Genomic DNA, 25,135 nt, shown 5'->3' on the forward strand with positions numbered 1-25,135 from the left:
TTTTTGTACTCCGGTACAGCGGCTTCCGGAAGATGCGGAGCTAGCCGAGGTCTGCCAGCAGGCCCTCAAGCCGGTCGAAGAGGATGGCCGGCCCGTTCGGGTTCGGGAGCTGGGTGTTGATCAGGATCGCCACGGTGGTACCGGTTGCCGGGTTGTAGAGCGTGAGGGCCTCGTAGCCCAGGCCCGTCCCGGAGTGGCCCCACCAGCCGTCGATTTCCCCCGCCGCAAGCCCGTAGGCGGTGTAGTAGGGGCTCCCCGGATTGTCCGCGCCCGGGTCGGAGACGGCGGTGAGCCGCTGCGACTGGAGCCCGGGCGGCAGGAGCTGCCCGGATCCGAGTGCACGTCCCCACGTGAGCAGGTCTGCGATGGTTCCGAAGTAGCCGCCCGATGCGCCGTAGAGGGACGGGCTGACCTGGGCGAGGCTCTCGAGGCCGGAATCGCCGGTCTGGTGCGGGGTCGCGACGGGCCCGGCCGGGTCCTGCGCCCCGGAGTACGCCACGGAGGTGAGCCCGAGCGGCGCGAGGACGCGCGCCTGCGCCTCCTGGTCCCAGGGTGTGCCGGTGACCGCGCGGACAACCTCGCCGAGGAGCACGTAGTTCGTGTTGCTGTACTCGTACTGGCTGCCCGGGGCGAAGTCGAGGGGCTCGTCGAAGGCGTAGCCCAGGAGCTCGCTGTCCGAGAAGGAGCGGGTGTAGTCGGCGTCGAGCCTGTCCGAGAACTCCTGCGTGCCGGAGAACTCGGCGAGGCCGCTGCGCATCTCGAGGGCCTCCCGCACGGTGATCCGGTCCCCGGCGGCCGTGCCGTCGAGCTCGACGCCGGCGACGTCGGGCACGTACCGGGCCACCGGGTCGTCGAGCCCGAGCCGGCCCTCCCCGACCAGCTGGAGCACCACCGTGCCCACGAAGCTCTTGGTGATGCTCCGGTACGCGGACCGGGTGTCCTCAGTCCACGCGGTACCCGCGGCGGCCTGGCCCGCCGTCGTCAGGTAGCGCGCGGACGCCGTCCCCCGGCTCCCGGTCGATACCGCGACCGCGAGTCCCGCGGCGCCCTGCTCGTCGAGGAAGTCGGCGGCGATGGCTGCCATGTCCGCGGGCATGTCCTGCCAGGCCGGCTGCGGGTTCGCGGGCGACGGTATCTGGCTGGGTGGGGCGGTGGCGGTGGGTGCCGCTGGGGCCGGCGAGGGCGTGACACCGACGGCCGAGGGCGGCGGAGTGGGGCCCTTGCCCCGGGACGCGGAAGCGGCACTGTTCCGGTCGGTGCCCTGCCCAGCCACCGCCCCGACCGCAGCCCCGCTGAAGAGCACGGCGACGATGACGACGAGGATGAGGCGGCGTCGTCGTGCGCGTGCCGAGGCGCCCCGGAGGTGGAGGTGGCGGTGGCGGAACCACCCTGGCCGTCGCCTGCCCGGCATGTGCACCGCCTTCCCCGCGCCCCAGAGGCGGTCCCTGTTCTTCCCAGACAGGGTACGGGGGCCGGCTGTGCCATCGCTGTGGCGCAGCATAGGCGGTGCACAGCCTCGGCCGTGGCTGGCACCGGTGCCGCATCACGCCATCAGTGCCGCCTCGCTGAGCCGGCCGTCGGTCATCTCGAGGACGCGGTCGCAATGCGAGAGCACGTCGTGGTCGTGCGTGACCATGACGACCGCCACACCGGCGGCGTGCGCCTGCTGGGCAAGGAGCTCGACAACCTCGTGGCTTCGGCGCCGGTCCAGCGCTGCCGTGGGCTCGTCCACGAGGAGGAGGGACGGGCGGTTCACGAGCGCCCGGGCGATCCCGACACGCTGCCGCTCGCCGCCCGACAGCTGGCCGGGACGGTGCCCGGCGCGGTGGCCCATGCCGACGGCCTCGAGCAGCGGCTGCGGGTCGACGCGCCCTCCGGCGAGCTTCGCCGCGAGCCGCAGCTGGTCCGCGGCGCTGAGCGCCGGGATGAGGTTGCCGGACTGGAACACGAACCCGACGGTCTCACGGCGGAACTTCGCGGCCGCGCTCTTGCCGAGGGCGGTCACGTCGGTGCCGTGGACGCGCACGACGCCGCTCGTCGGCTTCCCGAGCAGGCCGGCCACCGCGAGGAGCGAGGACTTCCCGGAGCCGGAGGGGCCGACGACGGCGGCGAATTCGCCCGGCTGCACGGTCAGGGACACGGAGTCGAGGGCGCGGACGGTGGCGTCGCCGTCCCCGAGCTCCAGGACGGCGTCGACGATCTCCAGGGCGGGTACGGCGGCGTTGGCTGGCGCGGTCATCGGGCTCCTCCGAGGGCGTTGATGGGATCGATGCGGGCGATGCGCAGGATGGCCACTCCCGCGCCGATGAGCCCGAGGACGAGGGTGAGGGCCGTGGCGAGCGCGATCGGTGCGGCCTCGAGGGCGAATGGGACGGCATCCGGGATCATGGCACCGAAGCCGACGCCCACGGCCACGCCGAGCGCCGTGAAGCCGACCAGGAGGATCGCGGCCTGGGCGAGGCCGTCGCGCAGGAGGTAGCGGGCGGAGGCGCCCATGGCCCGGAGGACGGCGAGCTCGTGCGTGCGCTGGATGGTCCAGACGGTGAAGAACGCACCGACCACGAGGGCGCAGATCGCGTAGAGGAAGGCCTGGATCATGCTCAGGGTCATGGTCTCGGCCTCGTAGCCCGGGGAGGCGTTGAAGGCCTTCGCCTTGGTCATGGTCATGGTGCCCGCGGTGGCGTCGTAGCCAGCGAAGTCCGGGTACGCGCCGTCGGCCGCGCGGAGCGCCACGACGCTCGAGTAGGCGTAGTCGGCGGCGTCGAGCTGCGCCTGGGTGGGCGCGCCCGGCTTGCCGGTGTTCGAGGCGAGGAGCCGCCACGTGCCGATCGGCAGGTAGGCGACGTCCACATGGCCGAAGGTTGCCTGGCCGTCGGTGAATCCGACCACGGTCAGCTCCGTCCCGACCCGGTCAAGGGTGACCTTGGTGCCGAGTTCGACGCCGGCGGACTTCGCCGTCTCCGACACGACGATGCCGTCCGGGGCGTTCAGCCCGGAACCGCTGGAGACCGCGGGGGCGAGGAACCCGGCCGGCTCGATGCCGAACAGGGTCAGGTCGACCTGCTTGCCGGACCCGGTGGTCCCGTTGACGATGCTGACGCCCATCGGCTCGGCGTCGGCCACTCCGGGGGCCTTCTTCCATGCGTCGAGCTGCTTGGCGTCGACAAGGGAGCGGCTGAAGGCGTTGTCGGTGATGGTGCCCTTGTCGAAGGCGAAGGCCGTGGCCGGCATGGCCTTGAGGCCCGAGACGCCGTCATTGACGAGGCCGGAGGACAGGCCGGAGAGCAGCACGACGAGCACGGCGATCAGCGCGATCACGGCGCCCATGAGCGTGAACCGGCCGCGGGCGAATCTGAGTTCGCGCAGCGCGAGGAACATGTGGGGTCCTTGGGGACGGAGGAGGAACGTAGTCTTTCCGACATACTGTCGGAAACATTCCGACAGTACGTCGGAAACATCGGTGCGCACAAATCAGCCCCGTGTCCCCTGGCCGGGCGTCAGCGGGGCAGGCCCTCCAGGACGAAGGCCTGGACGGCGGCAGCGACCGCCTCGTGGTCCGCCCCGTGGTCGATGAGCTTGAGGGCGCCGTTGAGGGTGCCCTCGATGAGCGCGGCCCACGAATGGCTGTCGGTGAGGCCGAGTTCGGCGAGCGTGGCGGCGAGCGGCGCGAAGAGCGCGTCATGGAGAGCACGGATGTCCTCATGCCGGCTTGGCGTGAGCTCTGCCTGCTGGAGGACCGCGGCGAGGTCGTGCTTGCCGTCGGCGGCCATCCGCAGCGTCGTGGCGATGTACGCCTTGAGCCGCTCCGTCCCCGGAGCCCATCGCGCCAGCTCGGCCTCGATCTCCCGGCGCCACTGCTCGAAGGCCTTGGTGGCGACGGCGACCAGGAGTTCGTTCTTCGAGGGGAAGTAGTCGTAGAAACTGGACCGGGCCAGTCCGGCGCGCTCGGTGACGCTGCGGGGGCCCACCCCGGCGACGCCCTCGGCGAGGAGGATCGCCTCGGCGGCCGCGATGAGCGCCGCCCGCTGGGCCTCGCGGTGCTCCGGGACGGAGGGGGCGGAGATCTTCGGCATCCACCCATTATCGGGCGGGTGGCAGACTGGACGGGTGCCAGACTCCGCTCCCGTCGCCCCCGAAGCCGCCCCGGCGCCGTCGTCCGCCGCCGCAGCCCATCCGCGCCAGTCCGAGTTCTCCTTCGGGGTCGGCACCCGCCTCGAGGGTGGGGACGGCGCGCCGGCACTCGGCCGCACCGGCACCATCACGACCCCGCACGGGACCATCCAGACGCCGGCGTTCATCGCCGTGGGCACCAAGGCTACGGTCAAGGCCGTCCTGCCGGAGTCCATGGCGGAGCTCGGCGCGCAGGCGCTCCTCGCGAACGCGTACCACCTGTACCTGCAGCCGGGCGCGGACATCCTCGACGAGGCCGGCGGGCTCGGCCGCTTCATGAACTGGCCCGGGCCCACGTTTACAGACTCAGGCGGGTTCCAGGTCATGAGCCTGGGGTCGGGGTTCAAGAAGGTCATCGACATGACGGGCCCGCAGAGGGACGCCACGGCGCCCTCCAAGGCGGGGGCCGACGATGCCGTGGCGCCCGGCAAAGAGCGCCTCGCCCACATCGACGACGACGGCGTGTGGTTCAAGAGCCACCTCAACGGGGACAGGCACCGGTTCACCCCCGAGATCTCCATGCAGGTCCAGCACCAGATCGGCGCGGACATCATGTTCGCGTTCGACGAGCTCACCACCCTGCACAACTCGCGCCGGTACCAGGAGGAGGCGCTCGAGCGCACGCGGAAGTGGGCCGAGCGCTGCGTCGCCGAGCACTTCCGGCTGACCGACGAGCGCGTCGGCAAGCCGTACCAGGCGCTCTTCGGGGTCATCCAGGGCGCGCAGTACGAGGACCTGCGCCGCAAGGCGTGCGGTGACCTCGGCGCGATGCCGTTCGACGGCTTCGGGATCGGCGGCGCGCTCGAGAAGGAGAACCTCGGCACGATCGTGGGCTGGTGCTCCGAGGCGCTTCCCGAGGACAAGCCGCGCCACCTGCTGGGCATCTCCGAGCCGGACGACATCTTCGTGGCCATCGAGGCCGGCGCCGACACGTTCGACTGCGTCTCCCCCACCCGCGTGGCCCGCAACTCCGCGTTCTACACCGCCGAGGGACGGCTCAACCTCTCCGGGGCCAAGTACAAGCGGGACTGGGGCCCTCTGCAGGACGGCTGCGACTGCTACACGTGCGCCAACTACTCCCGCGCGTACATCCGGCACCTCTTCAAGGCCTCCGAGATGCTCTCGCACACCCTCATCTCGATCCACAACGAGCGGTTCGTGGTCCGGATGGTCGACGACGCGCGCCGGGCGATCGAGGACGGCACCTTCTACGACTTCAAGGCCGAGACGCTCGGCCGCTACTACGGCCCCTGACGCACGACGACGCGTGCCCGGCTCAGCCTCGCCGGTGGGCGGCCATCCGCAGGCCCGCGAACGTCCCGACGGCGAAGCACAGGACCGACCCGAGCACCATGAGCAGCGGCGGCGTCCACGACCCTGCCGCGGCGTGGACGGACCCGATGAGCGTGGGCGCCACCGCCCCGAACCCGTAGCCGACCCCCTGCACGATCGCGGACATGCGTCCCGCAGAGGCTTGGTCCCGGGCGATCGCGAGGATGGCGCTGAAGATCAAGGTGATGCCGCCGCCCTGCGCGGCCCCGCCCAGCGAGGACCACACCGCCCACAGGCCTGGCGCGGCCAGAAGCCCCACCGGCACCGCGAGCCACAGCACGCCGAGCGTCACGACGGCCGCCATGGTCCCGGCACGCCGGGCCAGGAGCGGCGTGCCGAGCGCGCCGACGATGGCGAGGATCTGGAACAGCGACGCCCCGGCGCCGGCTGACGTGGAGGACAGCCCGAGCTCGTCGGACAGGAGGCTCGGCAGCCATGCGGTGACGCCGTAGTAGGAGAAGGCCTGGCCGCCGAAGCCGACCACGAGCGCAGCGGTGACAGCGACGCCCCGGCGGCGGCCGCCGTCGTGCGTCCTGTTTCCCTCTGCGGCCACCGGTTCGGGAACGGCCGCGCGGCGCACCCCCACTGCGGCCGCCCAGAACACGAGGGCGACGACCGCGAAGAGGGCACTGGAGGCGAGCGACAAGCGCCAGCCCCACGCATCCGCCAGAGGTGCCGACGCCACGGAGGTCACGAACGAGCCGACGTTGAGCGCGGCCGTGTAGACGCCCATCGCCATGCCCTGGCGGCCGGGGGTGAAGTCGCGCCGGATGATGAGCGGGACGGCGATGTTGCCGACCGTGATGGCGACACCGAGGAGGACCGTGCCGAGCATCGTCACAACCGTGCCGTCCAGCGAGCGGAGCACGACGCCGGCCAGCACGCCGAGGAGGTTCAGCGTCACCGCCACCTCCGCCCCGAGGCGCCGGGCGGAGAGGGAGGCGAGCGGTGAGGCGAGGGCGAAGCACAGGACGGGGATGCCCGTCAGCAGCCCGAGCTCCCACGCCGAGAGGCCCAGTTCGTCCTCGAGGTGGCGCACCACGGGGGCCACCGCGACGAAGGGGCCGCGCATGGTCAGGGCGATGAGGCCGATCGAGACCAGGAGCAGCCCGACGCCGGCGGTCCGGCGGGGTGGGCGGGCGGCAGCGGAGGCGGGGCTGGGACGGGGGGTCATCCCCATGTTCGTATCACGCGGACGGTCCGTGGCCGAAAGGGCGTACTAGGCGTGGACACCTTCGGTCGCAACGGCGTAGCTCGGCTCGAGGCGCTTCACCCGCCGGATCACGAGGGAGGTGACCGGGACGAAGAGGAACTCGACCCCGGTCTTGTAGACGAACCCGACCAGGACGTAGTTGGCGAACGCGCCGACGTCCGCGATTCCGATGACGGGGGCCGCGACGGCGCAGAAGATGAGCGTGTCGATGAACTCGCCAGCCACGGAGGAGCCCATGAGGCGGGCCCACAGCGTGCGCTCGCCCACCCGCGCCTTCATCTTCACGAGGATCCAGGAGTTGGTCAGCTGGCCCGCGAGGAACGCGAGGAGGGAGCCGACGACGATCTGCGGCACCGGGCCCAGCGCGCCCTCGAGGGCGGCCTGCTTCGCGGCGCCGAACTCGTCGTCGAACCCGGGCAGGGCGATGATGGCCCAGTAGCAGGCCGAGGCGAAGAGCGAGAGCGAGAAGGTCGTCACGATGGCGGTCCGCGCGGCCCGGAAGCCGTACACCTCGCTCACCACATCGCCGAGGATGTACGCGAGCGGGAACAGGAAGAAGCCGCCGTCGGTGATGATCGGGCCGAGCTGGACGCCCTTCGAGGCTCCGATGTTGCTCAGGATGAGGATCACGGCCATGGCCGCGAGGAACACGGCGAAGAAGGGGCTGCCGATGGACGCGTAGCGTGCGGGGGACTTCACGGCCAGTATTCTCCCACCTCTCCCCCGTCTAAGGGTCACGTCCTGTTGGTCAATGACAGGACATAGACCAACAGGACGCGACCCTCAGGAGGTGACCCCCAGACGGGGCGGGGGCGCGGGGCGCGGGGCGCGGGGCGCGGGGGCGCGGGGCGCGCCGGGTCAGCTGACGCGGGAAGGTTCGCGGCCGTCGTCGTCCGCGGTGGCGGGCGTGCCGAACGCCGCGCCGAACTCGGTGTCGAGCGGGGTGTGCTTCTTGTTCGGCAGGAAGAAGATGTACACCACGAGCGAGATCACGATGGTGATGGTCACGTAGGTGAACAGCCACTCCTTGTGCCCGGCGCTGGAGAGCCACTCGCCGATGAACGGCACCGTGCCGCCGAACAGCGAGTTCGCCACGGCGTAGCCCAGGCCCACGCCGAGGGCGCGGACGGAGGACGGGAAGAGCTCGGCCTTCACCAGGGCGCTGATCGAGGTGTAGTTCACCACGATGACAAGGCCCGCGAGCATGAGCAGGAACGCGATCATCGGGTCCTTGACCCCGGCGAGGGTGGACATGATCGGCCAGGTGAAGATGGCGCCGAGGACGCCGAACACGATCAGCTGCGGCCGGCGGCCGAGCTTGTCCGAGAGCAGCCCGAACACCGGCTGCAGGAGCATGAACACGAACAGCGCCCAGAAGTTGATCACCGAGGTCTGCGTCTTCGGGATGCCCGAGACGTTGTTCATGAAGCTCAGGATGTAGGTCGTGTAGAGGTAGAACGCGCACGTGCCGCCCATGGTCAGGAACACGACGACGGCGAACGGCTTCCAGTGCTTGGTGAAGAGGAGCTTGAGCGTTCCGGGCTGGACCGCCTCGAATTCGCCCCCCTCGCCGGACGCCGAGCCGTGGCCCTTCGCGGCGGCGACCTGCTCCTTGGAGATGGTCTCGTCCATCGTGCGGCGCAGCCACAGGACGATCAGGGCGGCGACGGCGCCGATCGCGAACGGGATGCGCCAGCCCCACGCCTTGAGGTCGGCCTCGCCGAGCGTGGACTGGAGGATCACGAGCGAGAGGAGCGCGAGGACCTGCCCGCCGACAAGCGTCACGTACTGGAAGCTCGAGAAGAATCCGCGGCGCTTCGCGGTCGCCACCTCGGACATATAGGTGGCGCTCGTGCCGTACTCGCCGCCCACGGAGAAGCCCTGCAGCAGGCGCGACGCGTACATGAGGACGGTGGACCACACGCCGATCTGGGCGGTGCCGGGCAGCACCGCGACGAGCAGCGAGCCGACGCCCATGAGGCTCACGCTGAGCGTCAGGGCGGCGCGGCGGCCGTGGCGGTCCGCATAGCGGCCGAAGAACCACGAGCCGACGGGACGCATGAGGAAGGTGAGCGCGAACGTGAGGTACGCATCGATCTGCGCCTGGGCAGGATCCTTGGCGTTGAAGAAGTAGCTCGCGAAGTACGCCGAGAACGCCGCGTAGACGTAGAGGTCGTACCATTCGATGAGGTTCCCTGCGGAGCCCTTGAGGGTGTTGGCGATGGCTCGCCTGGTCTGAGCAGCGCTGCTCGAAGACCCGGGGTGTGTGATGCTCATGGACACCGACGCTAGGGTGACGCGGGACACGGCCCCAAGCCGGAGGGGGCATTCCTAACAGTTCCTTAAGTCTTCGGCTCGGATAGTCTCGGGCGGGGATGCGGAGGGAATGGCAATGCGGGTGCTGATCGTCGAGGACGACGACGCGATGGCCTCCGCGCTGCTGGCCTCCGCCCGCTCCGCGGGGCATCAGGCGGCCCGCGTGGGCCGCGGGGCGGACGCCCTCCTCGCGCACCGCGAGCACGACATGATCCTGCTCGACCTCGGCCTGCCCGACATGGACGGCCTCGAGGTGCTCCGCAAGCTGCGCCAGGTCACCGGCGCGCCCATCCTCATCCTCACCGCGCGCGACGACGAGCGCAGCGTGGTCCTCGGCCTCCGCTCCGGTGCGGACGACTACCTCGTCAAGCCGGTCAAGCTCATCGAGCTGCTCGCCCGCATCGAAGCGGTGGCCCGCCGCACGGCCCGCGGCGGCGGCACCGAGCCGCACCGGCTCCAGGCCGGCGAGGTGAGCGTCGATCTCGACCGGCGAGTGGCCGCCGTCGGGCCCCGGGAGCTGAACCTCACCGCGACCGAGTTCGAGCTCCTCGCGCTCCTGGCAAGGCACGCCGGCTCGGTCGTGACACGGGAGCAGATCCTCGACGCGCTCTGGGGGGACGCGTTCCTCGCCAGCTCACGCTCCCTCGACGTCCACCTGAGCGGCCTGCGGTCCAAGCTCGGGCTGCCGGGGTTCATCATCAACGTCCGCGGCGTGGGGTACCGGATCGAGAGCGGCGCCCCGGGCCAGGGGACGACCGCGTGAGGCTGCGGGTGCTGGGCATCCTGAGCCTGTTCTCGATCCTCATCGTCGCCGTGGTCTCCGCCTCGATCCTCGCCTCCGTCAGCCGCGAGCTGACCCAGGAACTGCAGATCAATCGCGTCGCGGCGCTCAACCGGTTCGCGCAGGTCGCGGATGACGCGGTGGTGTCCGGGGAGACGTCCCAGCTCCAGCGCGAGATGGACCGGTACTCGGCGCTCTACGGCGAGGGGATCGTCATCCGCACCCCGCAGGCCACGCTGGCCTCCGGCGGCCTCAGCCCCGACCGCCCGGACGTGCGCGATGCGCTCGGCCGTGCCCGGCTCAACCTCAGCGACACGACACTCGAGCCCGTGCGGCCGTTCGGCCCGCGGTCCGAGGTGGTCGCCCGCTCCTTCGGGACGGCGAGCCAGGTGCTCGGCGAGGCGGTGCTGGACGTCGATCTGGGCGCGGCCGAGCAGAAGCTGCGCGAGCGCTGGCTCCTCGTGGGCCTCGGGGCGCTGGCGGGGTGGGCGCTCCTCATCGTCGGCGCCGAGCGGGCCACCGTCTGGGTGCTGCGGCCCGTGCACCGGCTCACGGCCGCCGTCGCCGACTTCGAGCAGTCCGGGCGCGCCACCCGGCTGCGCGGGGAGGGCCCTCCCGAGCTGCAGGAGCTCAGCCAGGCCTTCTCGGCGATGGCAGAGCACGTCGGAGCGAGCATGGAGGCCCAGCGGCAGCTCATCGCGGATGCCTCCCACCAGCTCCGCAACCCCATAGGCGCGCTGCGCCTGCGGGCGGACCTCCTCGCTCTCGAGCTCACGACCCCGTCCCAGCGGGCCGCGGCGGCGGGCGTGACGAACGAGCTCGAGCACGTCGAGGAGATCCTGGACGGGCTGCTGCGCCTCGCCGCCGCCGAGCACAGGGTCCACGAGGGCTCCGGGCCCGGCGGCGCGGGCGCCTCATTCGGCGAGCGCGCAGCGCTCCTGGATCCCTGGACGGTGCTCCAGGAGGCCGTCGAGCGGGCCGCGCCCGCCGCCGCCCAGACCGGGACACGGCTCGTGCTCGCGGATGCCCCCGTCCCGCCGCTGCGGCTCGTGTGCAACAGCTCGGACCTCGCGGACATGGTCGGCGAGCTCCTCGAGAACGGCGTCAAGTACGCCCCCGGCGCCCGCATCCGGGTCAGCGCCGCATCCCGGGGCGGCGCGGTGGCCATCGAGGTGGCCGACGACGGTCCCGGCCTCTCCCCCGAGGAGCTCGCCTCCTCGACGACCCGCTTCTGGCGGTCCCCGCGCAACCGGGACACCCGGGGCACGGGGCTCGGTCTCACCATCGTGGAGCGGCTCGCCGGTGCAAACGGCGGGCGGCTCGTCCTCGCCGCCGCCGAGCCGCACGGCCTCGTCGCCCGGGTCGAGTTCCCCGCCGCAGCCACTGCCGCGCACGACGGCGCCCTCCCGCACGGCGGCGTGGAGGCCACCGATGCCTGATTCCGCCTCAGGAGGCTTCCCGAGCCGCCGGACTGCCCTCCGCGCGGGGCTCGCGGCGGCCCTCGCCGGAGCCGTCCTCCCGGCCGCCGGCTGCGGCCCGAACCCGCCGGGCGGGACGATGACCGTCGCGGGCGGGGAGCCCGGCGGCTTCTATCTCGAGTTCGCGACCCTCCTCGCGGGCTCCCTCCGTCGCCACGGCGTGGCGGCGGACGCGTCAGCCCTCGAGACCGGCGGCAGCCTGGACAACATGGACCGGCTCGCCCGCGGGGAGGCCACCCTGGCCATCGCCCTCGCAGACGCCGCGGTCCAGCGCGGCGGGGGGATGGCCGCCCTCGGCAAGGTGTACGAGAACTACGTCCACTGCGTGGTGCGCACCGACAGCGGCATCGCGGCGGTGGCGGATCTCGCGGGGAACGCGGTCGCGGTCGGCGATCCGCGCTCCGGGACGTCGCTCACGGCCCACCGCCTGCTCGACGCCGCGGGAATCACCGTCCGCGCGATGCCGCTCGGGCTGAACCAGGGGCTTGCCGCGCTGCGGAGCGGAAGCGTTGAGGCGCTCTTCTGGTCCGGCGGGGTCCCGACCGCCGCGATCGCCGCGGCGACGAAGGAGGTGAGCCTGCGCCTGCTGGACCTCTCCCCGTTGATCCCGGCGATCCGGGCAGCCTACGGCGGCTTCTACGACCGGGTGCTGGTCCAGGAGGACAGCTACCAGGGCATCCCCGCCGCGTGGACGGTGGGAGTCGCCAACCTGCTGCTCTGCCGCGAGGACCTCGGCGCGGAGGTGGTCCGCGCGACCGTGGACCTGCTGCTGCAGCACGCAAACGAGCTCGTGCCGGCCTCGAGCCTCGGTGTGCAGTTCCTGAGCCCGGAGACCCTCATCAACACCAGCGGCATCCCCCTGCACCCGGCGGCGGAAGCGGCGTACCGCGCGTTCCACGGCTGAGACTGCGGCTGCCCACGCCGCGGGACGGCGGCCCGGGGCATCACGGCCATGCTCCCCTAGACTTCCCAGTCCCCCGGCGTATCGTGAAAAGGTGATGTGATCCACCTACGGGAGGTCAGGATGAGCCTGTTCAAGAAGCGCACGGATTCCGATCACGAAGCCCAGCCCGTGTCGGAAACGGGTGCGACGGCCGAGGCAAGGCAGAAGCCCGGCAAGCGCGAGGTCCATGCGTTCCGGCAGGTTCCCCCCTACGAGATGAACGAGGAACTCGCGGAGCGCATCGCGATGCGGGCCTACGGCGACGGCGACCACGACGGCAAGGCGGACATCCCGGCCGCGCCGTTCCCCGGCTGAGCTCCGGCGTTCCCGCCCCCGGATACCCTTCCCGGTCCGCTCAGGCGCCCGAATGGGCCTCGAGGAACGAGTAGACCTCGGTCTCGTCCACACCCGGGAACGCCCCCGGCGGCATGGCTGCGAGCAGGTGCGAGTGCGCTCGCGCCGACGGCCAGGCGTAGCCGGCCCAGTGGTCGCTGAGCTCCATGGGCGGCCGCCGGCAGCAGTCCGGGTCGGGGCAGCGTGAGACGGCGCGCGCCGTCGTCTCCCTCCCCCGGAACCACTTCACGTGCTGGTACGGGACGCCGATGCTCAGGGAGAACTCCCCGCTCGCGCTGCGCTCTGTCCGGGCCGTGCACCAGAACGTGCCCGTGACCGTGTCGGTGTACTGGCTGTAGGAGCTGAACTTGTCCGGCACGTCGAAGACGGCACGGCTCGTCCAGGCCTTGCACGAGGGCTGTCCCTCGATCGCGCCGGTGTGGTCCATCGGGAAGTTGACGCCGTCGTTCTCGTACGCCTTGTAGATGATCCCGGACTGGTGGGTCTTCTGGAAGTGCGTGGTGAGGCCGAGGTGCTGGGTGGCGAGGTTCGTGAAGCGGTGCGCGGCCGTCTCGTAGCTCACCGCGAACGAGTCGCGCAGGTCCTCCACCGAGATCTCCTTGGCGGCCTTGGCCCGTTGCAGGAACTCGACCGTGGCCTTCTCGGGGAGGAGGAGCGCCGCGGCGAAGTAGTTGGTCGCGACGCGCTGGGCGAGGAAGTCCCCATAGGAGCGCGGGGTCTCGTGCCCGAGGACGTAGTGCCCGAGGGCCTGGAGGAGCACCGAACGGGGGTCGTGGTCGGACCGCTGGTTGTGCGTCAGGTAAATCCTGCGGTTCTTCAGGTCGGTGACGGACCGCGTCGAGTGGGGCAGGTCCCCCACGTGGTACAGGGTGAAGCCCAGGTGCGTGGCGATGTCCGAGATCGTGTGCTGGCTCAGCGGCCCCGACGTGTAGCCGACCTGGGCGAGGACCTTCTGCGCCTCCGCCTCGTACTCGGGGAAGTAGTTGCCTCGCTCGCGCATCATCTTGCGCAGCTCGCCGTTCGCCCGTCGGGCCTCCTCCGGCGTGGCGACCTGCTCGTTCATCTTGCGCTCGAGCTCGCGCAGCAGCCCCAGCTGGGACTCGAGCACGTCCAGCGGCAGGCGTGAGGAAACGCGGATCTTGGGCAGGTTGAGGTTCTCGTAGAGGGGACTGCGCTGGTAGCGCTCGAGCTCGATCTCGAGGGCGGCGCGGCGGCTCGGAGGCTCGGCGCCGAGGAGCGCGTCCACTCCCACGCCGAGGGCACCCGCGAGCTGCTGGAGCAGGCTGAGCTTGGGCTCGCGCTTGCCGTTCTCAATGAGGCTGAGCTGGCTCGCGGCCGCGCCCACCGCGGCGCCCAGGTCGTCGAGCGTGAGACCGGCGGCCTTCCTCAGGTGGCGCACTCGCCGGCCGAGCGCAATGACGTCGACGCCCGCCTCGGGCGCGGCGGTCCCGGCCCGGCGCACGACGGCGGCGGGCGCCTCAGCGGGGCGGCCCCACCCGGCGGGGGGCTGCGTGCGGGCGGGGGCGGGCGACGTCGAACGCGGCATTTCTTGAGAATACGTGAAGATTGGCATTTCTTTCCAGCGTTTTTCCCTGTTGTCGGGGTTGCAGACACGGAAAAGTTGTTCTCACGAAGAACAGCACGGTGGTTGAGCGAAACCCACGGTGGTTGAGCGAAGCCGAAACCACTGCCGCACCATCACCGCACAGAGTCGAAGGAGACCCGCCATGACCGCAGAGTTCGAGCCCCAGAGCCAGTCCCTCGAGCAGCAGGCCGAGGCCCTGAAGCTCGAGTGGTCCGCCGACCCCCGCTGGGAAGGCCTCACCCGCGACTACTCGGCCGAGGACGTCATCCGCCTCCGCGGCCGCGTTCCGGAGGAGAACACGCTGGCCCGCCGCGGCGCCGAGAAGCTGTGGAAGGCTGTGACGGAGGGCCGCGAGAACGGTACCGGCTACATCAACGCCCTCGGTGCCCTCACGGGCAACCAGGCCGTCCAGCAGGTCAAGGCCGGCCTCAAGGCCATCTACCTCTCGGGCTGGCAGGTTGCGGCCGACGCGAACCTCTCGGGCAACACCTACCCCGACCACTCGCTCTACCCCGCGAACTCCGTGCCCGCCGTCGTGCGGCGCATCAACAACGCGCTCCAGCGGGCTGACCAGATCGAGTTCTCCGAGGGCAAGCAGACGGTCGAGGACTGGCTGGTCCCGATCGTCGCCGACGCGGAGGCCGGCTTCGGCGGCCCGCTCAACGCCTACGAGCTCATGAAGTCCATGATCCAGGCCGGCGCAGCAGGCGTGCACTGGGAGGACCAGCTCGCCTCGGAGAAGAAGTGCGGCCACCTCGGCGGCAAGGTCCTCATCCCCACCCAGCAGCACATCCGCACCCTCAATGCTGCTCGGCTCGCCGCCGACGTTGCCGGCGTGCCGAGCGTCATCATCGCCCGCACCGATGCCGAGGCCGCGACGCTCATCACGACAGATGTGGACGAGCGGGACCGCGAGTTCATCCTCCGCGAAGAGGGACAGCCGGTGCGGACGGCCGAGGGCTTCTACCGGGTCAAGAACGGCGTCGAGCCGTGCATCGCCCGCGCCAAGGCCTACGCCCCGTACTCCGACCTCATCTGGATGGAGACCGGAACGCCGGACCTCGCCCTGGCCCGCAAGTTCGCCGAGGCCGTCAAGGCCGAGTACCCGGACCAGATGCTCGCCTACAACTGCTCGCCGTCGTTCAACTGGAAGAAGCACCTGGACAACGACACGATCGCCAAGTTCCAGCGCGAGCTCGGCGCGATGGGCTTCAAGTTCCAGTTCATCACCCTGGCTGGCTTCCACGCCCTCAACTACTCGATGTTCGATCTCGCCCACGGCTACGCCCGCAACGGCATGAGCGCCTACGTCGACCTCCAGGAGCGCGAGTTCGCCTCCGAAGACCGCGGCTACACCGCAACCAAGCACCAGCGCGAAGTGGGCACCGGCTACTTCGATCTGGTCTCCACGGCGCTGAACCCGAACGCCAGCACTCTCGCCCTCGTGGGATCCACCGAAGAGGGCCAGTTCCACTAACGATTCGGCACAGTCCGACGACGCCGGTGGGCCGGGGCCGCTTCCCGGCCCACCCGGCGTCGTACATCACCCAGGAGACCTCCCATGAACACGTTCACCGACAACTTCACGATCAACGGCGTGACCCTCACGGCCCAGCCGATGGCCCGCCAGAACGAGATCCTCACCCCGGACGCCCTCGAGTTCGTCGCGCACCTCCACCGGGCCACGGCCGAGCGCCGCCAGGAGCTCCTCGAAGCGCGCCATGCGCGGCGCGCCGAGATCGCGAAGGGTGTCGACCCGCGCTTCCCCGCCGAGACCGCCGAGATCCGCAACGACCCGAACTGGCGCGTTGCCCCGCCGGCACCCGGCCTGACCGACCGCCGCGTCGAGATCACCGGCCCGGTGGACCGGAAGATGACGATCAACGCGCTCAACTCGGGGGCTAAGGTCTGGCTGGCTGACATGGAGGACTCCCAGACGCCGTCGTGGCGCAACGTGATCCGCGGCCAGATCAACCTCATCGACGCGCTCGAGGACCGCATCGACTTCACGCTCACTGAGGGCTCAAAGAGTAAGGAGTACCGGCTCCGTCCGTTCGCCGAGCGCCCGACCATCGTCGTGCGCCCCCGCGGCTGGCACCTGCCCGAGAAGAACATGCTCGTGGACGGCAGGCCGATCGCGGGCGGGATCGTGGACTTCGGCCTGTTCTTCTTCCACAACGCCAAGCGCCTGCTCTCCCTCGGCCACGGCCCGTACTTCTACCTGCCGAAGATCGAGAACCGCTTCGAGGCCCGGCTCTGGAACGACATCTTCGTCCTGGCCCAGGACCTGCTCGGCATCCCCCAGGGCACCATCCGCGCGACGGTGCTCATCGAGACGATCACGGCCGCCTTCGAGATGGAGGAGATCCTCTTCGAGCTGCGCGACCATGCCGCGGGCCTCAACGCGGGCCGCTGGGACTACATCTTCTCGATCATCAAGAACTTCCGCACCCGCGGGCCGCGCTTCGTGACCCCGGACCGCTCCCAGGTGACCATGACGCAGCCGTTCATGCGGGCCTACACCGAGCAGCTCGTGCGTGCGTGCCACCGCCGCGGTGCCATGGCGATCGGCGGCATGGCCGCCTTCGTGCCCAACCGCAAGGACCCGCAGATCAACGCGACCGCCTTCGAGAAGGTCCGCGCCGACAAGCAGCGCGAGGCCCACGACGGCTTCGACGGCTCGTGGGTCGCGCACCCGGACCTGGTGCCCGTGGCGCGCGAGGTGTTCGACTCCGTGCTGGGCGACAGGCCGAACCAGATCGACCGGCTCCGTGAGGACGTCACACCGGATGACCGCGCGCTCATCGACCTGAGCACGTGCCAGGGCACCATCACCGAGGGCGGGATCCGCAACAACATCGAAGTCGGCATCCGCTACATCGAGGCGTGGCTGCGGGGCTCCGGCGCGGTCGCGATCCACAACCTCATGGAGGACGCAGCGACCGCGGAGATCTCCCGCTCGCAGATCTGGCAGTGGATCTACTCCCGGGCCATCACAGACCAGGGGGAGATCGTGACCCGCCAGTGGGTCGAGGAGATCCTCGACGAGGAGTTCGCCAAGCTCGAGCGCTTCGACGGCGACCGCTTCCGCGACGCCCGCGAGCTGTTCGAGGAGTGCGCCCTCGGTGCCGAGTTCCCGACCTTCCTGACTATGCCGGCCTACGCGCGCTTCCTGTGCGAGACCGCGGGCAAGGAGGACGAGTTCGAGGCCGGCCTGCCTGAGCGGCAGTTCGCCGCGGCCTAGCCTGCGCCCGCTGGGGCCCGCTGGTTGAGCGAAGTCGAAACCCGGGCCCAATGAATCTCCCGGATCCCGCGCGCTTCCATCGCAACAGGCACCCCGAAGGCCGGGGGCGGGACATCCGGGAACACCGTTGAGGGGCCTCCCGCGTAGTGGTGCTGCGCGGACATGGGGCCCCTCAACTCATCCCACCTGCAGCGACGACGGCGCCGCCCCCGAGAGGCGGGCGGCGCCGTCGTGCGTAGGCTGCTAGTGCGGGAAGACGAACTCGCCGACCATGAAGTAGAGCGCGAACAGCGCGGGGACGATCGTCAGCAGCACCAGCAGGGACCGCTCGGCGCGGCGGAACCACGCAGTCGCGGCCACGATTCCCGCGGCGAGCATGGCCCCCAGGGCCAGGAGCGCCGGGGAGGCGGGCACGAAGGCCGTCTCGGTCGCCGCCACGAAGAGGCGCATGAGCAGCGGGCCGCCGACGAGCAGGACCGCTCCCCCGGCGGCGAGCCCCACGGCCCACCATCCGAGCCGGGTGAGGGGCCTGAGCGTCGGCCTCTCCCGGTGCTCCCGGAGCCGCGCGGCCGCCGCGAGGACCACCGCGCCCAGTGCCACGAGGAAGCCGGCCGTGTAGACCCAGGCCCGCGTCGCTTCGGCTGCCACGAAGAAGACCGCCGCGAAGACGCCGAGGGCGGCAAGGCCCGCGGCTGCAGCGGCCCGTCCCAGCCAGTTCCTCGTCAGGGTTGTCATTGCCCTCATCTCCTTCGATGCCCTTCCGGGCAGCACCATTCTCCCACTTTTCTACAAGACGTAGAAGAGTTGGAATACTCTGGGCCGAGGAGAACTTGAAGCTTTCATGAACGTTGACATCTGGTCCGACATTGCCTGCCCCTGGTGCTTCATCGGCAAGCGCCGCTTCGAGAAGGCCCTGGCTGCCTTCCCCCACAAGGACCAGATCACGGTCACCTGGCACAGCTACCAGCTCGACCCCACGCTCCCCGAGCACTACGACGGCACCGAACTCGACTACCTGAGCACCCGCAAGGGCGTGCCGGCCGCGCGCGTTCAGCAGATGTTCGACCACGTTGCGGAGGTCGCCTCCGGGGAGGGCCTCCACTACGACTTCGACCGGGTCGTGGTTGCCAACTCGTTCTCCGGCCACGAGCTCATCCACCTCGCCAAGGCCCGCGGCGGGAACGCCATGGCCGACTCGGTCAAGGAGGCCCTGCTCTCGGCCCACTTCGAGCAGGGCCTCGACATCGGCTCCCGCAAGGTCCTGATGGCGGTCGGGACTGAGGCCGGGCTCGGGAGTGCGGAGATCTCCGCGGCGCTCGACGCCGGCACGTACCGCGACGCTGTCCGCGCAGACATCAGCCAGGCCCGCGCGCTGGGCATCCAGGGCGTGCCGTTCTTCGTCCTGGACAGCAAGTACGGCGTCTCCGGCGCCCAGCCCGCCGAGCTCTTCACCCAGGCGCTCCAGACCGCGTGGCGCGAGGCGAATCCCCTCGTGATGGTCGGTCAGCCCGCAGGCCCGGGCGTCAGGGACGACGCCGAGAGCCTCGGCGGAGAGGTGTGCGGCCCGGACGGCTGCCTCTGAGCCGGCGGCCGGTGAAACCGGCGGCCCCGCTAGGACTGGCGGCCCTGGGCCGCGAGGAGGGCCCGGATCCGCTCGGTGGCGTCCACGAGCGACGCGTTGTTCACCGACGCCGCGGCGGCCGGGTCCTGGCTCCGCGCCGCGGCGATGAGCTCCTGCTGGTAGCGCCACAGCGAGTCGTCGCCGGCCGTGTCCAACGTGCCCTGCGCGCCCACGAGCTTGTAGGGGCGGCACTGCTGCCAGAGGTTCTGGACCATCCGGACGAGGAGCGGGTTTCCGGAGGCGCGGTACAGGATCGTGAGCAGTGCCTCGTCGTGGTCCAGGAGGTCCGGCACGCGGTGCTCGCGGATTGCGGCGAGCATGAGGTCGTACTCATCCTGCATCCGGTCGCAGTCCTCGGCGCTGATGCCCTGGGCCCCCAGGCGCGCCGCCTCGACCTCGAGCAGCTTGCGGATGTCGTAGACGTGCACGAGCTCCTGGAGCGTGAGGGCCTTGACCACCGCACCCTTGTGCGGCTCCCGCTCGACCATGCCCGACTCTTCGAGCCGGCGGATCGCCTCGCGCACCGGCATCGCACTCGTGCCGACCTGTTCGGCCAGCTCCCGGACTGTCAGCCGAGACCCAGCAGGCAGGTCTCCGCTCAGGATCGCAGCGTGGATCGTCGCGTAGACCTGATCGGTCAGGAGCGTAGGCTCAACCCGCTTGGTGATCGGCATAGATCAAATATACCGAGGCGCGGATCGGCGGCCGGGGCGCACGACGCCGCGGCTTCCTAGAGCGCGACGGCCCGGCGTTCGCGCGCCGAGCGGTAGGCCGCCTCGACCACGCCCAGGATGAGCAGCGCGGCGTCGACCGTCACGGCCGGCGCACGCCTGGTGCGGATGGCGCCGACCACGTCCGCGTACTGGCGGGCGAGGCCCGCGGGCGACTCGGTGGGGTCCGCCCGCGGTGCCGCGGCCGCCCCGGCGAGCTGGTTCCCAGCGCCGTACAGGCCGTAGTCCGGGGCATCCGGCGCGGAGTCGGTGTGCAGGTAGACGAGGGTCTCGTTCTCGATCACTGCCGATCCCAGGCTCCCCGAGACCTGGAGGCGGGACGCGAGGCCGGGATACGCCGCGGTGCTCGCGTGGACGGTCGCGATCGCGCCCGACTCGAAGCGGAGGAGCACTCCCGCCGTGTCCTCGGCCTCGATGGCGTGCACCGTCCGCGCCGTCATCGCCATGACCTCCACCGGGCGGCCGAGGAGGGCCACGACGAGGTCGAGGGTGTGGATGCCCTGGTTCATGAGTGCGCCGCCGCCGTCGCCGGCGAAGGTGCCGCGCCACGGGGAGGCCTGGAAGTACGCCGCGCTGCGCCACCACGGGACGGTCGCGACCGCGGACGCCACGGTCCCCAGCCGGCCCGCGCGGACAGCGTCCCGCACGGCGAGGCTCGCGGCGTCGAAGCGGTGCTGGCTCACGACGGAGACCACCCGGCACTCCCCCGCCTCACGCGCATCGCGGGCGAACGCCCGCGCCGCGTCCAGGTCGACGTCGAGCGGCTTCTCGATGAGCACGTGGGCACCTGCGGCCAGCGCCTCGGCAGCCACGGCAAGGTGGGACGAGGTCGGGGTCGCGACGACGACGAGCGGCGTCGCGCCGTCCGACGTCCCGGCGCCCCGGCCCCGGCCCCGGCCGAGCGCCTCGCCGAGGCTCCCCGCAGCCTGCGGCAGGCGGGAACCGGACGCCGCGACCTCGTCGGCCAGGACTCGTGCGCCCGACGCCCCGCGGCTCACGATCGCGGCCAGCTCCACGCCTGGGGTGGCCGCGATGGCCCTCGCGTGGGAGCGGGCGATGGCTCCTGCGCCGACGAGGACGGCGCGGATCGGGGCAGGTTCACCGGACACACCTTCCATTGTCCGGCGGACAGGGCCGTTATGGCAATCGCTTGCCATAACGTGCCAAAGGTTTGCCGTCTGTCGCCGTCAGCTCCCGGCCTTCTCGACCGAAAAGTCCCCGCCGGGGAAGACGACGGATTCGTGGCCGTCGTCGAACTTCACGAGGTACGGCGGCTCCCCGTTCGCTCCACGGACCTCGAGGATCTCCCCGTGGCGGTCTGCGGAGTCCACCGTGCGGCCCCGGATGACGATGCGGTCGCCCTGCACTGCGTTCATGCTTCACACCTCCTTGCCCCGAGGGTACGTAGCGCCACCGGCAGCGGGAAGGCCTCGCCACGGCCGCCGGGCCGCAGGCCCCTTGTGCCACGCGCGGGCGCCCGATAGGAGTGGTCCATGACGAACGAGCCGAAGCCCACGACGGGCGAATTCTGGGACGGGTTCTACCGCGAGCGCGACGCCGTGTGGAGCGGGAAGCCGAACGCCGCGCTGGTGCGGGAAGTAGGGATGCTCGCGCCCGGGCGGGCGCTGGACCTGGGCTGCGGCGAAGGCGCCGACGCGATCTGGCTGGCGGAGCGGGGGTGGGTGGTGACCGGCGTCGACGTCTCCTCGGTCGCGCTCGGCCGGGCCGCCAAGCACGCCCTCGACGCCGGCGTCTCCAACCGCATCACCTGGGAGCGCCACGACCTCGCGACGTGGGAGCCCGTGGGCGACTACACCCTCGTCACCGCGGCCTTCCTGCACTCGCCCGTCGACCTGCCGCGCGAGCACATCCTGCTCGCGGCCTCCCGCGCGGTCGCGCCGGGCGGGATGCTGCTCGTGGTCGGCCACACGGCCTTCCCGCCGTGGTCCCAGCACGCGCACGACGGCGAGGCGCCGCTGCCCTCGGCGGACGAGCTCGCCGCCGCGCTCGGGCTGCGTCCGCACGAGTGGACGGTGGAGACACGCGAGACCGAGGGCCGCACGGCGACGGGGCCGGAGGGGCAGACGGCCGTGCTGACCGACACCGTCCTGACGGCCCGTCGCGCCTCCGACTGACACCGGGGCCGCCGGCAGGCGCCGGTGGCCTCGGGAGGCGCTGCTACCAGCGCAGCAGCGAGGCCGCCTCGCCGCCGTCGAGCACGTCCGAGGGGACCAGCACCGTGTCCGCGTCGGTGAGCACGGCCGCGCGGAGGAGCGTCGCCGACGGATCCGCGTGGCCGAGCACGCCCGCACCGACAGCCTCGGCTTCCGTGGACGCCACCCAGGGCGCGCCGTCGAGGGCGAGGACGCGCCGCTGGACGACGGCACTCGGCGCGAGGAACAGCGTGTCGACCCTGGCGCCCTGCAGTGCGTGGATGACCGCGCCCCAGCCGTGGGCCGCGAGCGCCCCGCGGCCCTCGGCCATCCGCTCGAGGAGCCGGGCCTGCCGTCCCGCGGCGACCTCGTCCACGATGGTGCCGACCTGTTCCTCGTAGCGTTCGCGGTCGGCGCCGGGAGCAGCCGAGTTCATCGGCACCACGCGGACGAGTTTCGCCGCGCGCTCGCCGAGCGACTCGCGGATCTTCTCGAGGGCTCGCTCGTCGCCGGAGAGGATGACGACGTCGACGCCCCCGGCCTCGACGAGCCGGTCTACCTCCGCTGCGACCTCGGCGCCGTTCCTGCGCCAGACCTCTTCGGTGCGCCGCTGGTAGCGGCCCTGGGACCAGCCGCCGGAGGGCACCTTCTTGAGGTTCTCGGTGTCGCCGTGAACCTCCTGCTCCGCGAGCGGCGCGTGCGCGGAGGCCCGCCGCCGCCGGATCTCGGCGTCGGCGCGCTCGGCCTCGACCTCGAGGTAGGCCAGGTCGGTGCCCCGGTGTTCGGCAAGCGGGACGAGGTTCGGGATCGGCCCCACGTCCACGAGCGGAGTGCTCGGAGCACCCGGCAGAACCTCGTTGACCACCACCTCGCCGCCGCGGATGAGCACGAACCGCGAGATCGGGGCGGGAAGGCCCTTGGCGGCCCAGTCAAGCCGCTCAGCCGCGGTCCGGCAGCTCCTGTCCGCTCCGGCGGCCGCGAGCATCCGCCCGACGTTCTCGCCCAGCACGTCCGTGGCCTCGAGCGTGTCGACCGTCCCGGTGCTGACGTCGACGTGGATGGTGCACCACGGTCCGCCTTCCTTCAGCAGGCCGGCGTATTCCTGCAGCGCGCGCATGAGTCCTCCTCGTGCAGATAGCCTCACTGTCTCGGTGAGGGCTGTATACCCTCTCGGAGGGGCCTCACGCGCCGGATCGGAGCCCGTCCCCGATCGGGTAGCCGACGTACGCGAACCGGCTGCTGTCGGGCGCCCAGCTGTTGACGTTCATGGTCCCCTGGCCGCCGAACACCTCGATCCTGCGACGCTCTGCGGCCCAGTCGGCAGGGTCTGCCAGGACCACGTGCACCAGGACGTCGGCGGGGTGGCCGAGCATGGCCTGCGACCCTGCCGAAGGACTCGGTGTTGAGGAGGATCCACGCCCCGTCGGGCGTGAACTCGGGGCCGTCGCAGTGCCCGTCCCCCACGTCGGGGAGGGCCACCGCGCCGTCTGCGAGGTCGAGGATTGCGAGGCGCCCCCGGCGGCGGACGTCGCCGTCGTGGATCTCCACGTACGCAAGCCGCCCGCCGTCCGCCGGGCTGACCCCGTGGAGGAAGTGGCGCGCCCCGTCGTCGTGCGTGACGCGCTCCGCCGCGCCGCCCGCGAGCGGTACGCGGTAGATGTGGCCGTCGTCGGCGGAGCAGAAGGCGGCGGTGCCGTCGGGCGCCGGGACGTGGTCGTTGTTGACAGGCGGCAGGCCGGTCGCGGGCAGCGGCTCGGGGCCCCCGCCGTCGGGCGCGAGGAACCAGAGACGTCCGCCGCCGTTGAGCAGGAGGCGCCCGTCGGCGAGCCAGTTGGGTGCCTCGAACAGGGTCTCCGCGGTGACGAAGGCGAGCTCGGGTTGGCCGCCGTCGGCAGGCGCGGTCCAGACCTCGCACCGCTGGCCGTGGCGCAGGGTGCGGGGCGTCATCCGGCGTTCGCCGTCGCGGCGAGGGCCGCCTCCACGCCTGCGGGCGAGAGCACGTGCTGGGAGACGAGCTGGCTCGCGCCCATCACGGCGGCCCGCTCACCGGCGCGGGAGAGCACGATGCGCAGGTTCGTCGTGGCGAGCGGGGGCGAGCGGTGGTAGACGACCTCCCGCACGCCCGCCATGATGTGGTCGCCCGCCGCGGCCATCGACCCCCCGAGCACGATCACGCTGGGGTTGAGCAGGTTCACGCACGTCGCGAGGACCTCGCCGATGTCCCGCCCCGCCTGCCGCAGCGCCTGGATCGCGGCGAGATTGCCGTTCGCGGCGAGGTCGACGACGTCGGCGCCCGCCTGGGCCTCGACGCCCTGCCCCGCGAGGAAAAGGGCGACGGCGCCGCCGGACGCGAGGGCCTCGAGGCACCCGACGTTGCCGCACCGGCACACCACGTCGGAGCCGCGCGCGACGCGGACGTGCCCGAGGTCGCCGGCCGTGCCGTCCGCACCGCGCTGGAGCTGGCCGCTCGAGATGATGCCCGATCCGATGCCGGTGGCCACCTTGATGAAGAGCAGGTCATCGACCTCCGGCCAGTACGCGGCGCGCTCGCCGAGCGCCATGATGTTGACGTCGTTGTCCACGAGGACAGGGACGGGGAGCGTGCGCTGGACGAATCCGACCACGTCGAACCCGTCCCAGCCGGGCATGATCGGGGGCTTCACTGGCCTGCCGGTGGCGTGCTCGACCGGCCCGGGGAGGCCGATGCCGACGCCGGCGAGCCGGTTCTCGGGGCGGCCGCTCTCGGCGAGGAGCTTCTTGCCCGACTCCACGACATAGCCCAGGACCGCCTCGGGGCCTTCCGCGACCGGCTTCTCTGCCCGCCGCTCGGAGAGGACCTCCCCGTTGAGGTCGGTGAGGGCCACGCGAACGTGGCTTGCGCCGACGTCGGCCGCGAGCACCGCGCGCGCCTGGGCGTGGAACGCGAAGCGCGACGGCGGGCGGCCCCCGCTCGAGAGCGCCTCGCCCACGGACACGACGAGGCCCGAGGTGAGCAGGAGGTCCACTTTGCCGGCGACGGTAGACCGTGCGAGGCCCGTCGTCATGGCCAGCTCTGCCCGCGTCCAGGGCTTTCCGTCCCGCAGGAGCTGGAACAGGTCGCCGGCACGCGCGAGGCTGCCGCTGGCCTCGAGGGCCGCGGAGGGGGCGTTGGATGGCGACGTCATGCATCAGTGATAGCACGCACCCCTTCTGCACGCTACGGCTTCAGAAGAAT

The 25,135-nt window shown here is 71.5% G+C and carries 24 protein-coding genes; 9 read left to right on the forward strand and 15 right to left on the reverse strand.

What is annotated here, in order from left to right:
• Nucleotides 1-40: 40 nt before the first annotated feature.
• From ABD298_RS13390 to ABD298_RS13405, 4 genes are all read right to left on the reverse strand, one after another.
• On the reverse strand, nucleotides 41-1,411 hold the full coding sequence (locus tag ABD298_RS13390; RefSeq protein ID WP_344300241.1) for a serine hydrolase domain-containing protein: 1,371 nt from the start codon (nucleotides 1,409-1,411) through the stop codon (nucleotides 41-43).
• Between the two features lie 132 nt (nucleotides 1,412-1,543).
• Complete coding sequence (locus tag ABD298_RS13395) at nucleotides 1,544-2,239, reverse strand: ABC transporter ATP-binding protein (RefSeq protein WP_344300242.1); 696 nt, start codon at nucleotides 2,237-2,239, stop codon at nucleotides 1,544-1,546.
• On the reverse strand, nucleotides 2,236-3,378 hold the full coding sequence (locus tag ABD298_RS13400; RefSeq protein WP_344300243.1) for an ABC transporter permease: 1,143 nt from the start codon (nucleotides 3,376-3,378) through the stop codon (nucleotides 2,236-2,238). Before ABD298_RS13400 ends, ABD298_RS13395 begins: the two co-directional genes overlap by 4 nt.
• A gap of 119 nt (nucleotides 3,379-3,497) precedes the next feature.
• Complete coding sequence (locus tag ABD298_RS13405; protein ID WP_344300244.1) at nucleotides 3,498-4,073, reverse strand: TetR/AcrR family transcriptional regulator; 576 nt, start codon at nucleotides 4,071-4,073, stop codon at nucleotides 3,498-3,500.
• A gap of 34 nt (nucleotides 4,074-4,107) precedes the next feature.
• Between ABD298_RS13405 and tgt the strand changes: the two genes are divergently transcribed.
• Nucleotides 4,108-5,424: a tRNA guanosine(34) transglycosylase Tgt gene (tgt, locus tag ABD298_RS13410; protein ID WP_344300246.1), complete on the forward strand. Its 1,317-nt coding sequence runs from the start codon at nucleotides 4,108-4,110 to the stop codon at nucleotides 5,422-5,424.
• Nucleotides 5,425-5,446: 22 nt separating this feature from the next.
• On the opposite strand, the gene ABD298_RS13415 is transcribed toward tgt, so the two are convergent.
• The 3 genes from ABD298_RS13415 to ABD298_RS13425 all read right to left on the reverse strand — a co-directional run bounded on the left by ABD298_RS13415 (nucleotide 5,447) and on the right by ABD298_RS13425 (nucleotide 8,992).
• Nucleotides 5,447-6,676: an MFS transporter gene (locus ABD298_RS13415; protein ID WP_344300247.1), complete on the reverse strand. Its 1,230-nt coding sequence runs from the start codon at nucleotides 6,674-6,676 to the stop codon at nucleotides 5,447-5,449.
• Nucleotides 6,677-6,721: 45 nt separating this feature from the next.
• On the reverse strand, nucleotides 6,722-7,414 hold the full coding sequence (locus tag ABD298_RS13420; protein ID WP_344300248.1) for a queuosine precursor transporter: 693 nt from the start codon (nucleotides 7,412-7,414) through the stop codon (nucleotides 6,722-6,724).
• Between the two features lie 159 nt (nucleotides 7,415-7,573).
• Nucleotides 7,574-8,992: an MFS transporter gene (locus ABD298_RS13425; protein ID WP_344300249.1), complete on the reverse strand. Its 1,419-nt coding sequence runs from the start codon at nucleotides 8,990-8,992 to the stop codon at nucleotides 7,574-7,576.
• 115 nt (nucleotides 8,993-9,107) lie between these two features.
• On the opposite strand from ABD298_RS13425, the gene ABD298_RS13430 reads away from it, so the two are divergent.
• The 4 genes from ABD298_RS13430 to ABD298_RS13445 all read left to right on the forward strand — a co-directional run bounded on the left by ABD298_RS13430 (nucleotide 9,108) and on the right by ABD298_RS13445 (nucleotide 12,548).
• Nucleotides 9,108-9,794 (forward strand): response regulator transcription factor, encoded by a 687-nt coding sequence (locus ABD298_RS13430; RefSeq protein WP_344300250.1) that lies wholly within the window; start codon nucleotides 9,108-9,110, stop codon nucleotides 9,792-9,794.
• Nucleotides 9,791-11,251 (forward strand): sensor histidine kinase, encoded by a 1,461-nt coding sequence (locus ABD298_RS13435; RefSeq protein WP_344300251.1) that lies wholly within the window; start codon nucleotides 9,791-9,793, stop codon nucleotides 11,249-11,251. The genes ABD298_RS13430 and ABD298_RS13435 overlap by 4 nt, the downstream gene beginning before the upstream one ends.
• On the forward strand, nucleotides 11,244-12,194 hold the full coding sequence (locus ABD298_RS13440; RefSeq protein WP_344300252.1) for a TAXI family TRAP transporter solute-binding subunit: 951 nt from the start codon (nucleotides 11,244-11,246) through the stop codon (nucleotides 12,192-12,194). Before ABD298_RS13435 ends, ABD298_RS13440 begins: the two co-directional genes overlap by 8 nt.
• 120 nt (nucleotides 12,195-12,314) lie before the next feature.
• The gene (locus tag ABD298_RS13445) at nucleotides 12,315-12,548 is read left to right on the forward strand and encodes a hypothetical protein (protein WP_208711503.1); all 234 of its coding nucleotides are present in this window, start codon (nucleotides 12,315-12,317) and stop codon (nucleotides 12,546-12,548) included.
• 40 nt (nucleotides 12,549-12,588) lie between these two features.
• Here ABD298_RS13445 and ABD298_RS13450 read toward each other — a convergent pair whose 3' ends face one another.
• Complete coding sequence (locus ABD298_RS13450; RefSeq protein WP_425564415.1) at nucleotides 12,589-14,160, reverse strand: helix-turn-helix domain-containing protein; 1,572 nt, start codon at nucleotides 14,158-14,160, stop codon at nucleotides 12,589-12,591.
• Between the two features lie 154 nt (nucleotides 14,161-14,314).
• Here ABD298_RS13450 and aceA point away from each other — a divergent pair, with 154 nt between their 5' ends.
• Complete coding sequence (gene aceA, locus ABD298_RS13455) at nucleotides 14,315-15,649, forward strand: isocitrate lyase (protein ID WP_344300254.1); 1,335 nt, start codon at nucleotides 14,315-14,317, stop codon at nucleotides 15,647-15,649.
• Between the two features lie 84 nt (nucleotides 15,650-15,733).
• On the forward strand, nucleotides 15,734-17,416 hold the full coding sequence (gene aceB / locus ABD298_RS13460) for a malate synthase A (protein ID WP_344300255.1): 1,683 nt from the start codon (nucleotides 15,734-15,736) through the stop codon (nucleotides 17,414-17,416).
• Between the two features lie 243 nt (nucleotides 17,417-17,659).
• On the opposite strand, the gene ABD298_RS13465 is transcribed toward aceB, so the two are convergent.
• The gene (locus tag ABD298_RS13465) at nucleotides 17,660-18,151 is read right to left on the reverse strand and encodes a hypothetical protein (RefSeq protein ID WP_344300256.1); all 492 of its coding nucleotides are present in this window, start codon (nucleotides 18,149-18,151) and stop codon (nucleotides 17,660-17,662) included.
• Between the two features lie 106 nt (nucleotides 18,152-18,257).
• On the opposite strand from ABD298_RS13465, the gene ABD298_RS13470 reads away from it, so the two are divergent.
• Complete coding sequence (locus tag ABD298_RS13470; RefSeq protein WP_344300257.1) at nucleotides 18,258-18,998, forward strand: DsbA family oxidoreductase; 741 nt, start codon at nucleotides 18,258-18,260, stop codon at nucleotides 18,996-18,998.
• Between the two features lie 29 nt (nucleotides 18,999-19,027).
• Here ABD298_RS13470 and ABD298_RS13475 read toward each other — a convergent pair whose 3' ends face one another.
• The 3 genes from ABD298_RS13475 to ABD298_RS13485 all read right to left on the reverse strand — a co-directional run bounded on the left by ABD298_RS13475 (nucleotide 19,028) and on the right by ABD298_RS13485 (nucleotide 21,144).
• A complete protein-coding gene (locus ABD298_RS13475; RefSeq protein ID WP_344300258.1) occupies nucleotides 19,028-19,711 on the reverse strand; it encodes a GntR family transcriptional regulator in 684 nt (227 codons plus the stop codon).
• 56 nt (nucleotides 19,712-19,767) lie between these two features.
• On the reverse strand, nucleotides 19,768-20,877 hold the full coding sequence (locus ABD298_RS13480) for a Gfo/Idh/MocA family protein (protein WP_344300259.1): 1,110 nt from the start codon (nucleotides 20,875-20,877) through the stop codon (nucleotides 19,768-19,770).
• 78 nt (nucleotides 20,878-20,955) lie between these two features.
• Complete coding sequence (locus tag ABD298_RS13485; RefSeq protein WP_344300261.1) at nucleotides 20,956-21,144, reverse strand: DUF1918 domain-containing protein; 189 nt, start codon at nucleotides 21,142-21,144, stop codon at nucleotides 20,956-20,958.
• 117 nt (nucleotides 21,145-21,261) lie between these two features.
• On the opposite strand from ABD298_RS13485, the gene ABD298_RS13490 reads away from it, so the two are divergent.
• Entirely contained in the window at nucleotides 21,262-21,903 is a 642-nt protein-coding gene (locus ABD298_RS13490) for an SAM-dependent methyltransferase (protein WP_344300263.1), read from the forward strand.
• A 43-nt stretch (nucleotides 21,904-21,946) separates the two neighbouring features.
• Here the strand turns inward: ABD298_RS13490 and ABD298_RS13495 are convergent, their stop codons facing one another.
• The 3 genes from ABD298_RS13495 to ABD298_RS13505 form a co-directional block, all read right to left on the reverse strand.
• A complete protein-coding gene (locus tag ABD298_RS13495) occupies nucleotides 21,947-23,038 on the reverse strand; it encodes a baeRF2 domain-containing protein (protein ID WP_344300264.1) in 1,092 nt (363 codons plus the stop codon).
• A 64-nt stretch (nucleotides 23,039-23,102) separates the two neighbouring features.
• A complete protein-coding gene (locus ABD298_RS13500; protein WP_344300265.1) occupies nucleotides 23,103-23,294 on the reverse strand; it encodes a hypothetical protein in 192 nt (63 codons plus the stop codon).
• Nucleotides 23,295-23,864: 570 nt separating this feature from the next.
• A complete protein-coding gene (locus ABD298_RS13505; RefSeq protein WP_344300266.1) occupies nucleotides 23,865-25,085 on the reverse strand; it encodes an ROK family transcriptional regulator in 1,221 nt (406 codons plus the stop codon).
• Nucleotides 25,086-25,135 lie beyond the last annotated feature (50 nt).

The sequence above is a fragment of the Sinomonas flava genome (assembly GCF_039531875.1).
In the GTDB taxonomy this organism is placed as follows: domain Bacteria; phylum Actinomycetota; class Actinomycetes; order Actinomycetales; family Micrococcaceae; genus Sinomonas; species Sinomonas flava.